This is a genomic window from Micromonospora sp. IBHARD004 (assembly GCF_052814115.1).
Genome location: NZ_CP199934.1, coordinates 5,899,758 through 5,912,870, shown reverse-complemented (window position 1 = coordinate 5,912,870; position 13,113 = coordinate 5,899,758). Strand labels below are relative to the sequence as shown.

Annotated in this window: 11 protein-coding genes and 1 pseudogene; 3 read left to right on the top strand and 9 right to left on the bottom strand. The window is 71.5% G+C overall.

What is annotated here, in order from left to right:
- Positions 1-3: 3 nt before the first annotated feature.
- The 3 genes from ACTWO6_RS28740 to ACTWO6_RS28730 form a co-directional block, all read right to left on the bottom strand.
- Positions 4-960 carry an ABC transporter permease gene (locus ACTWO6_RS28740; RefSeq protein ID WP_446216846.1) on the bottom strand — a complete coding sequence of 319 codons (957 nt, stop codon included), beginning with the start codon at positions 958-960 and terminating at the stop codon, positions 4-6.
- Positions 953-1,891, bottom strand: coding sequence for an ABC transporter permease (locus ACTWO6_RS28735; RefSeq protein WP_446216845.1), 939 nt, complete (start codon positions 1,889-1,891; stop codon positions 953-955). The genes ACTWO6_RS28740 and ACTWO6_RS28735 overlap by 8 nt, the downstream gene beginning before the upstream one ends.
- Positions 1,892-2,088: 197 nt before the next feature.
- Positions 2,089-3,693: a peptide ABC transporter substrate-binding protein gene (locus ACTWO6_RS28730; RefSeq protein WP_446216844.1), complete on the bottom strand. Its 1,605-nt coding sequence runs from the start codon at positions 3,691-3,693 to the stop codon at positions 2,089-2,091.
- A 413-nt stretch (positions 3,694-4,106) separates the two neighbouring features.
- On the opposite strand from ACTWO6_RS28730, the gene ACTWO6_RS28725 reads away from it, so the two are divergent.
- Positions 4,107-4,967, top strand: a complete 861-nt coding sequence (locus ACTWO6_RS28725; protein WP_130339892.1) for a bifunctional methylenetetrahydrofolate dehydrogenase/methenyltetrahydrofolate cyclohydrolase — start codon at positions 4,107-4,109, stop codon at positions 4,965-4,967.
- A gap of 155 nt (positions 4,968-5,122) precedes the next feature.
- Complete coding sequence (locus ACTWO6_RS28720; RefSeq protein WP_446216843.1) at positions 5,123-6,073, top strand: malate dehydrogenase; 951 nt, start codon at positions 5,123-5,125, stop codon at positions 6,071-6,073.
- Between the two features lie 76 nt (positions 6,074-6,149).
- Here the strand turns inward: ACTWO6_RS28720 and ACTWO6_RS28715 are convergent, their stop codons facing one another.
- Together ACTWO6_RS28715 and ACTWO6_RS28710 are read right to left on the bottom strand one after the other, a co-directional pair.
- Positions 6,150-6,311, bottom strand: coding sequence for a hypothetical protein (locus tag ACTWO6_RS28715; protein ID WP_446216842.1), 162 nt, complete (start codon positions 6,309-6,311; stop codon positions 6,150-6,152).
- 80 nt (positions 6,312-6,391) lie between these two features.
- Positions 6,392-6,955 (bottom strand): annotated as a pseudogene (locus ACTWO6_RS28710) (MBL fold metallo-hydrolase); the annotation flags it as partial.
- 135 nt (positions 6,956-7,090) lie between these two features.
- On the opposite strand from ACTWO6_RS28710, the gene ACTWO6_RS28705 reads away from it, so the two are divergent.
- Positions 7,091-8,308 (top strand): NADP-dependent isocitrate dehydrogenase, encoded by a 1,218-nt coding sequence (locus ACTWO6_RS28705; RefSeq protein ID WP_130339886.1) that lies wholly within the window; start codon positions 7,091-7,093, stop codon positions 8,306-8,308.
- A gap of 369 nt (positions 8,309-8,677) precedes the next feature.
- Here ACTWO6_RS28705 and galT read toward each other — a convergent pair whose 3' ends face one another.
- The 4 genes from galT to ACTWO6_RS28685 all read right to left on the bottom strand — a co-directional run bounded on the left by galT (position 8,678) and on the right by ACTWO6_RS28685 (position 13,006).
- Positions 8,678-9,751 (bottom strand): galactose-1-phosphate uridylyltransferase, encoded by a 1,074-nt coding sequence (galT, locus tag ACTWO6_RS28700; RefSeq protein WP_446216841.1) that lies wholly within the window; start codon positions 9,749-9,751, stop codon positions 8,678-8,680.
- Positions 9,748-10,551 (bottom strand): DeoR/GlpR family DNA-binding transcription regulator, encoded by an 804-nt coding sequence (locus ACTWO6_RS28695; RefSeq protein WP_446216840.1) that lies wholly within the window; start codon positions 10,549-10,551, stop codon positions 9,748-9,750. The genes galT and ACTWO6_RS28695 overlap by 4 nt, the downstream gene beginning before the upstream one ends.
- Before the next feature lie 216 nt (positions 10,552-10,767).
- A complete protein-coding gene (gene cysC / locus ACTWO6_RS28690; RefSeq protein ID WP_446216839.1) occupies positions 10,768-12,297 on the bottom strand; it encodes an adenylyl-sulfate kinase in 1,530 nt (509 codons plus the stop codon).
- Between the two features lie 133 nt (positions 12,298-12,430).
- A complete protein-coding gene (locus ACTWO6_RS28685; protein WP_446216838.1) occupies positions 12,431-13,006 on the bottom strand; it encodes a DM13 domain-containing protein in 576 nt (191 codons plus the stop codon).
- Positions 13,007-13,113 lie beyond the last annotated feature (107 nt).

The window sequence follows — 13,113 nt, the reverse complement described above, 5'->3', positions numbered from 1 at the left end:
GGCTCACCGCAGCTTCGGGTCGAAGGCGTCACGGATCGCGTCGCCGAGCATGATGAACGCCAGCACGGTCAGCGCGAGGAAGGTCGACGGGACGATCAGCGGCGTCGCCGACTCCCGCATGTGGATCCGGCCGGTGTCGATGTCCTGGCCCCACGAGATCGTCGGCGCCTTGAGACCGATGCCCAGGAAGGAGAGCGTCGCCTCGGCGGCGATGAACGAGCCGAGCGCGATGGTCAGCACCACGATGGCCGGGGCCAGCGAGTTCGGCAGGATGTGCCGCCACATGATCCGGCCGTGGCCGGCGCCGAGCATCCGGGCCGCCGCGACGTAGTCCTGCTCCCTCGCGGTGATCACCGAGGAGCGCACCACCCGGGCGGCCGTGGTCCAGCCGAGGATGGCCAGCACGAAGATCACCGCGGTGATCCGGACCGTCGGGCTGGCGCTGCCCACCCGCTTGAGCAGCACGATCGCGGCCAGCAGCAGCGGGATGCCGAGCACCACGTCGATCACGCGGGAGAGCACCGCGTCGATCCAGCGGCCGAAGTAGCCGGCCAGCATGCCGACCACCAGCGCGATCACCCCGGTGCCCAGCGCGGAGAGCGCGCCGACCAGCAGCGAGGCACGGGTCCCGTAGACCGCGCGGGAGTACGTGTCGCAGCCCTGAAAGTCGTACCCGAAGATGGCCCCACCGGACGGCCCGGCGTGCTGCCGGGAGAGCAGGCAGTCGCGCGGGTCGTTCGCGGTGAACGCGCCGGGGACGACGGCCATCAGGGTGAAGATGACCACCAGTGCCAGCGAGATCCAGAAGATCGGGTTGCGGCGCAGGTCGCGCCAGGCGTCCCCGGCCAGGCTGCGCGGCTTGTTCGGCGCGCCGACCTGGTTGGGCGCGCCCGGCTCGCCCGAGGGGCCCCGCCGCGCGGCCTGATTCTCGGTCGCCGCCACCGTCTCGAAGTCACTCATAGCGGATCCTCGGGTCGAGTACGGCGTACAGGACGTCCACCACCAGGTTCGAGACCAGGTAGACCACGACCAGCACGCTGACGATGCCCACCACCAGGGGGCCGTCCTCGGTGCGGATGCCGCGGAAGAGGTTGAAGCCCACGCCAGGGATGTTGAAGACGCCCTCGGTGATGATCGCCCCGCTCATCAGGTTGCCCAGCTCCACACCGAGGAAGGTGACCACCGGGATGAGCGAGTTGCGCAGCACGTGGACGCTGACGATCCGCCGCTTGACCAGGCCCTTGGACCGGGCGGTCCGGACGTAGTCGGCGCGCATGTTCTCCGCCACTGAGGTACGGGTCAGCCGCAGCGCGGTGGCCAGCGACAGCGAGCCGAGCACGATGCCCGGCAGCAGCAGCGCATAGAACGTCGGCTCGGCGCCGGCGGTGGGCGGGAAGAGCTGCCACTTCACGCCCAGGAAGTACTGCGCGAGCGGCGCCAGCACGATGGTCGGGATGCCCAGCACGAGCAGGGTCAGCACCAGCGTCGAGTTGTCGAAGATGCTGGCCCGGCGGATGCCGGCGACGACCCCGGCGGTGACCCCGAAGATGATCGCCACGGCGAGCGCAATGAGCGCGAGCTTCACGGTGACCGGCCAGGCCGCCTGAAGGATGTCGCCGATCTGGCGGCCGGTCAGCGACTGGCCGAGGTCACCCTGGAGCAGGCTCTTGACGTAGTCGAAGTAGCGGTAGAAGAAGCCACCGACGCCGGTGGCGTCCAGGTGGTACTTCTCGGTCAGGTATGCCCGCTGGGCCGCCGTCACCGGTCGCTCGCCTGCGAGGGCCTGGATGGGGTCGCCCTGGCCGGCGAACATCAGCGCGTAAACGATCAGGGTGGTCCCGAAGAACGCGAGGACCATCTGCAGTAGGCGCCGCAAGATGTAGCGGAACATGCTTAGCAGTCTCTCCGGAAATGTGCGAAAGGGTCGCAGGACGGCATCTCTGGTCGTACCGGAAATATCCGGGGCGGGTGCCGTCCGGCCCGGGGGAGGCCGGCGCCGCCTCCGACGCCGGGCGTGCGGCCCGGCCGGGGTAGCGCGGTCCGGGCCACCCGGGCGTCGTCGCCCGGGTGGCCCGCACCATGGTCAGCTCAGCTGGCCGCTTCGATCTTGACGAGGTTGACCCGCTGGAACAGGTCCATCTCGACGTTCTTGACCTTGGACGAGTGGCCGAACACGTTCTCGCCGAAGCGGAGCGGGATCACCGGCATGTCCTTGGCCAGGATGTCCTCCGCCTGCTGGTACTTGGCGATCGCCTCGTCCTGCGTCTTGGCGGCCGAACCCTCCTTGACCAGCTTGTCGAACTCCGGGTTGCTGTAGCCGTAGTAGTTCGACGAGCCGTTGGTGCTGTACAGCGGGCCGAGGTAGTCCTCCATCGACGGGTAGTCCATCACCCAGCCCATCCGGAACAGACCCACCGGCTGCTTCTTCTCGACCTTGGTCAGCAGGTCGGCGAACTTCGGCTCGGCCGAGCCGACGACCTCGACGCCCAGGTTGGCCTTCAGCTGGTTGGCGGTGGCGTCGACCCAGTCCTTGTGACCACCGTCGCCGTTGTAGGAGATGATGATCTTCGACGGGCCACCCGCGGCCTGGTACAGCTTCTTGGCCTCGGTCGGGTTGAACTCGCCCGCCGCACCCGTGGTGTTCTCCCGGTAGCCCGGCAGCACCGGCGAGACGAACGAGCGGGCCGGCTGCTGCGAACCCTTGAAGATCGACTTGGTGATCTCGTCCCGGTCGATCGCCATCGAGATGGCCTTGCGCACGTCCGGGTTGCTGAAGTTCTTGTCGAACGTCGGGAACGCCAGGAACTGGAACGACGACATCGGGCTGGTCTGGTACCGGTCACCGAGGTCGGTCGGCGCGGTGCTCAGGTTCTCGGTCGGGATTGTCGGGAGGACGTCCAGGTTGTCCCCCTGCACGTCCGCGTAGGCCGCGGTGAGCTGCTGGTAGACCCGGAACTCGACGCCCTTGACCTTGGGCTTCTCGCCCGGGTACGCGTCGTACCGCTCGACGTCGATCTTGGCGTCGTGCTGCCAGGTGCCCTTCATCTTGAACGGGCCCTGACCGATCGGCGCCTGCTCGTACGAGTCCTTCAGCACGCCCGGGGCGGAGAACGCGGCCTCGGGCAGCGGGTAGAAGGCGGTGTAGCCGAGCATCGTCTTGAAGTCGATGTACGGCTCGGACAGCGTCACGGTGAAGGTGAGGTCGTCGACCTTCTTCAGCCCGGACATCGTCTTGGCCTTCGGCTTCTCGCCCTGCAGGTCCTGGTAGCCGGCGATCTTCTCGAAGAAGTAGCTGCCGCCCTGGCCGTTGGGGGCGTACGCGCCGTAGTTCCACGCGTTGATGTAGTCCTCGGACGTGGCCTTCTCACCGTTGTGGAAGGTGAAGCCGTCCTTCAGCTTGATCGTCCAGACCTTGTTGTCCGACGACGTCACCGACTGGGCCGCCACCTCGTACGGCTTGTTCTGCGCGTCGTAGTCGACGAGCGGGCTGAACAGGCCGGCGAGCACCTGGGAACCCGATGTCTCGGTGGTGTTCGTCGGAACCAGGTGCTGCGGCTCGCTGATCTGGATGCTGACGGCCGCGTTGGGGTCGCTGCTGCCGGATCCGCTGCCTCCGCCGCTGCCGCAGGCCGCGAGGCCCAGGGTCACCGCGAGCGGGAGGGCGGTCCAGGCAGCAAGCCTACGAACTCGCATTGAGTCTCCTCATCTCCTCACGCTGCGCAGTCGGGGCCCGGCGTTGGGTGACGCTGCGCAACAATCGGCAACGGTAGGTCGTCGGAGCGGCTTCGGCAACGAGAGCGTTGCGATGGGGTAACGGAGTGGGCACCCCTCTCTTGTCGACGTCCGAATCCTCTGCTAGAGGGGAGGCCCAAAATCCGTGCTCAAGGACGCCTTTTCGGTTGCCCGGCAGCGCCTGTCGGGCGGTCTCGGAGCTGGCGGGAACTTGTGTGACCGCTGTCCGCTCTACGGCGGTTGATGATCACCTGTCCGTCCCGTGATGTGATGCGATCCACAGCTCGTAACTGTGAGTGACTATCCCCACGTTACGGTTAGTCACCGTTGGCCGTCGTCGGCCCGGCAGCCGGCGCGCGTGAGACGATCGGTGCGTGACGGCGACGATCCTGGACGGCAAGGCGACCGCGGCGGAGATCAAGGACGAGCTGCGGGTGCGGGTCAAGGCACTCGCGGAGCGGGGCGTCACCCCCGGGCTGGGCACCGTCCTGGTCGGCGCCGACCCCGGCTCCCAGGCGTACGTCAACGGCAAGCACCGGGACTGCGCCGAGGTGGGCATCGCCTCGATCCGGCGGGAGCTGCCCGCCGACGCCACCCAGGCCCAGCTCGACGAGGTGCTCACCGACCTCAACGCGGACCCGGCCTGCCACGGCTACATCGTCCAGCTGCCGCTCCCGGCCCACCTCGACACCCAGCGCGCGCTGGAGATGATCGACCCGGACAAGGACGCCGACGGCCTGCACCCCGTCAACCTGGGCCGCCTCGTGCTCGGCTACGACGCTCCGCTGCCCTGCACCCCGCGCGGCATCGTCGAGCTGCTCCGCCGGCACGACGTGGCGCTGCGAGGCGCCAAGGTCGCGCTGGTGGGCCGGGGCAACACGGTGGGCCGCCCGCTCGGCCTGCTGCTCACCCGCCGCAGCGAGAACGCCACCGTGACCCTGTGCCACACCGGCACCCTGGACCTCGCCGCGCACACCCGGGCGGCCGACATCGTCATCGTCGCGGCCGGCGTGCCCGGCCTGCTCACCGCCGACATGATCACCCCGGGCGCCACCGTGGTCGACGTCGGCATCACCCGGGTGATCGGCGCGGACGGCAAGGGCCGCTACACCGGCGACGTGGACCCCGAGGTGGCCGAGGTCGCCGGCGCGCTGGTGCCGATGCCGGGCGGCGTCGGCCCGATGACCCGCGCGATGCTGCTGACCAACGTCGTCGAGCGCGCCGAGCGCGGCTGATCCGGCCGGCGGACGGCGCCGGTGTCGTCGGTCGCCCGCCGAGCCGGTGTGTCGTTCCGCCCAAGCGCGTCATAACCGTCCGCCCCTGGCCGGATCGGTGCCAGGATGGCTGATACGGTCCGGAAAACCGACTGGTATCAGGGAGTGGGACGACCATGGGTAAGAAGGTCACTGTCGTCGGGGCCGGCTTCTACGGCTCCACCACCGCACAGCGCCTGGCCGAGTACGACATCTTCGACACCGTCGTGATCACCGACATCGTGGAGGGCAAGCCGGCGGGTCTCGCGCTGGACCTCAACCAGTCGCGCGCGGTCGAGGGCTTCGAGACCACGGTCGTCGGCGTCACCACCGGCCCGAACGGCGAGGGCTACGAGGCCATCGAGGGCTCCGACGTCGTGGTCATCACCGCCGGCCTGCCCCGCAAGCCGGGCATGAGCCGGATGGACCTGCTGGAGACCAACGCCAAGATCGTCCGCCAGGTCTCCGAGAACGTCGCCAAGTACGCCCCGAACGCCGTCGTCATCGTCGTCTCCAACCCGCTCGATGAGATGACCGCGCTGGCCCAGCTCGCCACCCAGTTCCCGAAGAACCGGGTGCTCGGCCAGGCCGGCATGCTGGACAGCGCCCGGTTCACCAACTTCGTCGCCGAGGCGCTGAACGTACCGGTGAAGTCGGTCAAGACCCTCACCCTCGGTTCGCACGGCGACACCATGGTCCCGGTGCCGTCCAAGAGCACCGTCAACGGCAAGCCGCTGCGTGACGCGATGCCCGCCGAGCAGATCGAGGAGCTGGTCGTCAAGACCCGCAACGGTGGCGCCGAGGTGGTCGCCCTGCTGAAGACCGGGTCGGCGTACTACGCCCCGTCGGCCGCCGCCGCCCGGATGGCCAAGGCCGTCGCGGAGGACTCCGGCGAGATCATGCCGGTCTGCGCCTGGGTCGACGGCGAGTACGGCATCTCGGGCGTCTACCTGGGCGTCGAGGCCGAGATCGGCCGCGAGGGCATCCGGCGGATCGTCGAGACCGACCTGGACGCCGACGAGCTGGCCAGCCTCATGGCCGCCGCCGAGGCCGTCCGCGCCAAGCAGGCCGACGTCGCCAGCATGTGACCCGACCCAGCCCACGAAGGGGCACGCCGGCACCCCGGCGTGCCCCTTCGCCGTCCCCACCCCGGGCGGGGCGGAGTCAGAGGGGGGTGAAGGGGGTGGCGAGGTGGGGGGTGGCGAGGGTGGTGCGGCCGGCGGTGGTGAGGGTGTGCAGGAGGGTGGTGCGGGAGGCGCGGGCGGTGGCCGGGTCCACCTCGTGGGCGTACGCCAGGGTGGGGTCGACGAGCTGGATGGCGTGCACCAGCAGGTCGCCGGTGAGCAGCAGCGCTCGTCGCCGGAGTCGACCAGCACCGACTGGTGGCCGGGGGTGTGGCCCGGGGTGCTCAGCACGCGTACCGCCGGGGTGAGGGTGGTGTCGCCGTCGACCGGCCGGAGCTGGCCGGCGGCGCGCAACGGGCCGACCAGCCGGGCCGGCAGCTCGGGGTGGAACAGCTCCAGCGCCTCCAGCTCGGCCCGCTGCACCACGTAGTCGGCGTTGGGGAAGTAGGGGCGGCCCGGCGCGCCGGTCACCGCCCAGCCGATGTGGTCGCTGTGCAGGTGGGTCAGCACCACGGTCCGCACGTCGGCGGGGTCGATGCCGGCGGCGGCCAGCTCCGCCGGCAGCCGGCCCGGCACCGGCGCCCAGCCCGCGGCGAGGGAGTCGGCCGGCCCGATGCCGGCGTCGAGCAGCGTCACCGACCCGTCGTCGCCGCGGACGGCGAAGCTGCGGAACTGCAGCCACCACTCCCCGTCGGTGGTCACCGACGCGGGATCGCGCCGGTCGGCCTCGCGCCACTGCGCCTCCGTGGCGTCGGGGAACGCCTCGACGCGGGGCTGGAAGAACGGGCCCTCGCCATCCGTGAGGGCGGTGACCGTGATAGACCCGAGGGTGCGGCTCAGTGGCATCCGGTGATGCTGCCAGTGATCTCCTGCGCCGTGTACCCCGATTCCCGGCCGACCGAGGCCGGCTGGGGCACCCCGGCCAGTTTCCAGTACGCTCGTACTGCTTGAGCACGTGTCCCCCGAGAGGAGCGCCGGCCGATGGCGAAGATCAAGGTAAACAACCCGGTCGTGGAAATCGACGGCGACGAGATGACCCGGATCATCTGGAAGCAGATCCGGGAGCAGCTGATCCTGCCCTACCTCGACGTCGACCTGCACTACTACGACCTGTCGATTCAGCACCGCGACGAGACCGACGACCAGGTCACCGTCGACGCCGCCAACGCCATCAAGCAGCACGGCGTGGGCGTCAAGTGCGCGACGATCACCCCGGACGAGGCCCGGGTCGAGGAGTTCGGCCTGAAGAAGATGTGGCGGTCGCCGAACGGCACCATCCGCAACATCCTCGGCGGCGTCGTGTTCCGCGAGCCGATCATCATGTCCAACGTGCCGCGGCTGGTCCCCGGCTGGACCAAGCCGATCATCATCGGCCGGCACGCCCACGGTGACCAGTACAAGGCCACCGACTTCGTGGTCCCGGGCCCGGGCAAGGTGACCATCACCTACACCCCGGCCGACGGCTCCGCCCCGATGGAGATGGAGGTCGCCAACTTCCCCGGCGGCGGCATCGCCATGGGCATGTACAACTTCGACGAGTCGATCCGGGACTTCGCCCGCGCCTCGTTCCGCTACGGCCTGGACCGCAACTACCCGGTCTACCTGTCCACCAAGAACACCATCCTCAAGGCGTACGACGGCCGGTTCAAGGACATCTTCGCCGAGGTGTTCGAGAACGAGTTCAAGGCCGAGTTCGACGCCGCCGGCATCACCTACGAGCACCGGCTGATCGACGACATGGTCGCCGCCGCGCTCAAGTGGGAGGGCGGCTACGTCTGGGCCTGCAAGAACTACGACGGTGACGTGCAGTCCGACACCGTCGCGCAGGGCTTCGGCTCGCTCGGCCTGATGACCTCCGTCCTGCTCTCCCCGGACGGCCGCACCGTCGAGGCCGAGGCCGCGCACGGCACGGTCACCCGGCACTACCGGCAGTGGCAGAAGGGCGAGAAGACCTCGACGAACCCGATCGCCTCGATCTACGCCTGGACCCGTGGCCTGGCCCACCGGGGCAAGCTGGATGGCACCCCGGCGGTCACCGAGTTCGCCAACACCCTGGAGCAGGTCATCGTCGACACCGTCGAGGGCGGCCAGATGACCAAGGACCTCGCGCTGCTCATCTCGCGCGACGCCCCGTGGCTGACCACCGACGAGTTCATGAACGCGCTCGACGAGAACCTGGCGCGCAAGATCAACGCCTGATTCCGTCCCGCGTCACCGATCGAGCCCGCCGGCATTCGCCGGCGGGCTCCGTCGTACCCGGGGGACCCGCACGCCCGCCGCAGCGGGCCCGGCCCGCGCGGCGGGCGTCACTGGCGGGTTGGTGGGTCGTTGAGCTGAATGGACGTGATGCCAGTCTCGTCCAGGAAGGTTGACCGTGGTCGCCTCGCGGCCCGAGTGCCGACCAGCCAGCCTTCCCGGCTGTCGCGCACAGCCAGCCGTCCCTTCCCTGCGGGGGGCCCTGTCCCGGGCCCCCCGCGCCCTGTCTGTGCCCACTCGGGTGGACGTTGCGCGGTAACGGCCCGGACCCGTGCAGCGGCGGCGGCCCGCTGACGGAGGCGAAGCCCCGGCTCACGCCGCCCGGAGCAGCTCCGCGGCGCGTTCAGGGGCGATGTCGTTGATGAAGACGCCCATGCCGGACTCCGAGCCGGCCAGGTACTTCAGCTTGTCCTTGGCGCGGCGGATGGTGAACAGCTGCAGGTGCAGGTGCCCCAGCTCGCGGTCGATCCGCACCGGCGCCTGGTGCCAGGCCGCGATGTAGGGCATGGGCAGGCCGAACAGCCCGTCGAAGCGGCGCAGCACGTCCAGGTAGAGCGGCCCGAAGGCGTCCCGCTCGGCGTCGTCGAGCGCCGGGATGTCCGGCACCGGCCGGTGCGGGGCGACGTGCACCTCGAACGGCCACCGGGCGGCCGCCGGGACGTACGCCGTCCAGTGCTCGTTGCTCGCCACCACCCGCTCCCCGGCGGCCCGCTCGGCGGCGAGCACGTCGGCGTAGAGGTTGCCGCCGGTCCGCTCGGCGTGCCGTCGCGCGGCGGTCAGCAGCGACCGGGTCCGTGGCGTGACGAACGGGTACGCGTAGATCTGGCCGTGCGGGTGGTGCAGGGTCACGCCGATCTCCACGCCCCGGTTCTCGAACGGGAAGATCTGCTCCACCCCGGGCAGCTCGCCGAGCGCGGCGGTCCGGTCGGCGAGCGCGTCCAGCACGGTCCGCACCCGGCGCGGCGGCAGGCTGGCGAAGGAGGCGTTGTGGTCGTCGGTGAAGCAGACCACCTCGCACCGGCCGCGCCCCGGCCGGACCGGGGTGAACGGCGTGATCTCCGCCGGCTCCTCGGCCACCCGCTGGCTCAGTGACGGAAAGCGGTTCTCGAAGACCGCCACGTCGTAGTCGGGGGCCGGGATCTCGCTGAGCCGGTCGGCGGTCGACGGGCAGAGCGGGCACTGGTCGGCCGGGGGCAGGAAGGTGCGGGTCTGCCGGTGTACCGCCACCGCCACCCACTCGTCGGTGAGCGGGTCGTAGCGCAGCTGGGAGGCGGGCGGCGGCGGGGGCAGCTCGCGCCGGTCCGGCTGGTCGCGGACCGCGTCGTCCCGCTCGTCGAAGTAGATCAGCTCACGGCCGTCGGCCAGCTCGATCTGCGTACGCTTCACTCCGCCGCCTTCCCCGTGGGCCGCCCCGTGCCCGGCACGATCACCAGCTCACCCACCTTCTCGTCGAGTACCCGTCGTGCGTCCGGCGCCAACCGGTCGTCGGTGACCAGCACGTCCGCGGCGTCCAGGCCGACGATGGAGGAGATCCCCACGGTGCCCCATTTGGTGTGGTCGGCGAGGACGACCAGCCGGTCGGCGGCCGCCACCAGGGCCCGGTCGGTGTCCGCCTCCATCAGGTTCGGCGTGGTGAAGCCGGCCCGTTCGCTGATCCCGTGCACGCCGAGGAAGAGCAGGTCCAGGTGGAGCGACCCGATCGCGGCCACGGCCAGCGGGCCGACCAGCGCGTCGGAGGGCGTACGGACGCCGCCGGTGAGCACCACGGTCTGGTCCGGCCGTCCGCCCACGTGCAGGATCTCGGCCACCGGCAGCGAGTTGGTCACCACGGTCAGCCCCGGCACGTCGACCAGGCGGCGGGCCAGCTCGGCGGTGGTCGTACCGGCGGACAGGGCGATCGCGGCGCCGGGGCCGACCAGCTCGGCGGCGCGGGCGGCGATCGCCGCCTTCTCCGCCGACTGGCGGACCAACTTGGCGTGGAAGCCGGGCTCGTCGGTGGAGCCCGGGCCGGCCAGCGTGGCGCCGCCGTGCACCTTGGCGAGGAGACCCTGCTCGTGCAGCGTCTCCAGGTCCCGCCGGATGGTCATGTCGGAGACGCCGAACTCGGCGGCCAGCTCGGTGACCCGCACGCCGCCGGCGCTGCGGACCCGCTCCAGGATGGCCGTCTGCCGCTGCCGCGCCAGCATCCGCCGTACCTCCGGGGTCCCGCGACCACGTCTCCACGCGGTCGAACGTGTTCCAACAAAGATGAACACTAGCGCGCAGAAGGTCACGACGGAAGGAATGGTGGGGCGAAACGACGCCGCCGCCCGTCTCCGCCGGCCGGCCGACGAGCGGACCGGGGCGGGAGGCGGGCGGCGGTGAGGCCGGACGGGAGGCGGGCGGCGGGGACGCCGCGCGGGTCAGGCGGACTGGAGGCGGGGCTCCACCCAGCCGATCTCGGTCAGGTGGCCCATCACCACCTGGACCGCCTCCTCGATCGTCATCTCGGTGGTGTCCACCACCAGGTCGGCGTCGGTCGGCTCCTCGTACGGGTCGTCGATGCCGGTCATCCCGGTGAGCAGGCCGGCCCGGGCGCGGGCGTACAGGCCCTTGCGGTCGCGCTGCTCGCAGACCTCCAGCGGGGTCGCGACGTGGATCAGCAGGAACCCCGCCCCAGCGGCGTGCGCCATCTCCCGGGCGGTGGCCCGGGCGGCGGCGTACGGGGCGATCGGGCAGCAGATCCCGACCCCCCGGTGCCGGGCGATCTCGGCGGCCACCCAGCCGATCCGGCGCACGTTGAGGTCCCGGTCGGCCTTGCTGAAGGTCAGCCCGGCGGAGAGCTCACGGCGCACCACGTCCCCGTCGAGCAGGGTGATCGTCCGGTCGCCACCCTCGCGCAGCGCGTCCGCCAGGCCGCGGGCGATGGTCGACTTCCCGGAGCCGGAGAGCCCGGTGAAGAAGACCACCAGGCCCCGGTGCCGGCGCGGCGGGCGGGCCCGGACCAGCTCCTTGGCCACCGCCGGCGGGGTGTGCCACTCGGGCAGCGGGAAGCCCCGGTCCAGCAGGTCGTCGATCTCCTCCTGGGTCAGCGCCAGCCGCCGGTTGCGCGGCGGGATGTCCTCCCGCCAGCGCCACTGCCCGTCCCGGTTGTCGTAGGCCAGCTCGCGAGGGACCAGCACCCGCAGGCCCGCGCCGGAGAGCATCTCCCCGGTGGAGAGCAGGTGGGTCACCCCGTACGCGGCGGCGACCCGGGCCCGCAGCAGCGCGTCGCTGATCTCGTCGCGGCGCCGGACCAGCGGCACCGCCACCAGGGTGGCCGGGGGCATCCGGTCCCGGGCGGCGAAGACGCTGCGGACCAGCGCCTCGGCCGGCAGCCCGCCGGTCGCCTCCTCGCCCACCGGGATCATCACCAGCAGGTGCGCGCCGAGCGTGCGGGCCGCGTGCGCGATCTGGGCGAGCTGCGGCCGGTGCATCGGACGGTCGGCGAAGACGCCGAGCACCCGGCCAGGGGGCAGCAGCGCCCTGACCTCGTCCGGGCCGCGGCGCAGCCGTTGGAACGGCCCGTGCCCGCCGTCGCCGAGCCGGCGGACCGCGCCGCCCACGCCCACCGTGCCGTCCCGCACCGGCCAGACGTCGGTCACGTCCATCGCGGCCACCGGGGCGCCCTCGCCGTCGGTGAGCACCAGCGCCCGGCGCAGCGGGTCGTCCAGCGCCAGGCCGTCGGCGAGCGCCGCCGGCACCTGCAGGGTCACCGGTACCGGCCAGGGCGTCCCGTCGTGCAGCCGGCCACGCCGGCTCAGCGAGGTCAGGTCGGCGCGGGTCATGAAGCCGGTCAGCGGGGCGTACGCCCCGGTCAGCAGCAACTCCAGATCGGCCAGTTCACTGGTGCGCGGCCCGTACGCCGGAGCGTCCCGCAGCACGTCCTCGGGCAGCACCCACCCGTTGCTCATCTAACCCCCAACTCACCGGCCGGCACACAGTTTCGCAGCCCACCGGCGATCGGTCGAGAGCGCCACTCCACCTGCCGGCCACCGGCCGTTCGGGCGGCCGTCGACCGGGCGCGGCCGGGTCAGCCGGCGGGGGTCAGCCGGCGGGGGTCAGCGGGGCGGCGCCGAACGACACCGCGAACCGCTCGCACCAGATCGACACGCTGGTCAGCCCGGTCGGGTCGGTCCCGGCCGGTAGGTCGTACGCCTGATCGCCCCGGTTGCCCTTGAGCGGGCCCAGCTCGACCCGGCGGCCGTCGTCGAAGACCTTCCACCCGGACGGCCCGCCGCGGACCGGCTGGTCGGTCAGCCAGACGTGCAGATCCGGACCGTTGGAGGTGTCCAGCCCGACCAGCTCCAGCCGGTACCGCCCGTCGGCCCCCCGGACGATCCGGGCGGTGCCGGCGGTGTCGTGCTCGTGGGTGACGAACTCGCCCTGGCTGACCAGCGTCGGCCCGGCCGGTGCGGCGGTGCCGGGCGGCGTGCCGGTGGCGGATGGCGCGGCGGTGCCGGCCGGCGCGGTGGTGGCCGTCACCACCGACAGCTCCTCCCGGACCTCGGTGTCGGTGACCAGCTTCCAGGGCCGGAACCACCAGAGCCCGACGACCGCCCCGGCGGCGAGGACGGCGACGGCGAGCCAGGTCAGCGGGGCACGCAGCAGGCGGCGGATCATGTCCACAGTGTCCCGGTCGGATCCGGCCCGGTCACCGCCCCACCGCCTTACGGAAGGCTTACCCCTAATGGGGGAGGACGCCAGGATCAGGGGCGCGCCGGATGCCC

What these genes read in the sequence shown, in the direction of transcription:
- ACTWO6_RS28695 (WP_446216840.1), bottom strand. Translation starts at nt 10,551, where the DNA reads ATGCTGGCGCGGCAGCGGCAGACGGCCATCCTGGAGCGGGTCCGCAGC.
- ACTWO6_RS28730 (WP_446216844.1), bottom strand. Translation starts at nt 3,693, where the DNA reads ATGCGAGTTCGTAGGCTTGCTGCCTGGACCGCCCTCCCGCTCGCGGTG.
- ACTWO6_RS28705 (WP_130339886.1), top strand. Translation starts at nt 7,091, where the DNA reads ATGGCGAAGATCAAGGTAAACAACCCGGTCGTGGAAATCGACGGCGAC.
- ACTWO6_RS28735 (WP_446216845.1), bottom strand. Translation starts at nt 1,891, where the DNA reads ATGTTCCGCTACATCTTGCGGCGCCTACTGCAGATGGTCCTCGCGTTC.
- ACTWO6_RS28685 (WP_446216838.1), bottom strand. Translation starts at nt 13,006, where the DNA reads ATGATCCGCCGCCTGCTGCGTGCCCCGCTGACCTGGCTCGCCGTCGCC.
- cysC (WP_446216839.1), bottom strand. Translation starts at nt 12,297, where the DNA reads ATGAGCAACGGGTGGGTGCTGCCCGAGGACGTGCTGCGGGACGCTCCG.
- ACTWO6_RS28720 (WP_446216843.1), top strand. Translation starts at nt 5,123, where the DNA reads ATGGGTAAGAAGGTCACTGTCGTCGGGGCCGGCTTCTACGGCTCCACC.
- ACTWO6_RS28740 (WP_446216846.1), bottom strand. Translation starts at nt 960, where the DNA reads ATGAGTGACTTCGAGACGGTGGCGGCGACCGAGAATCAGGCCGCGCGG.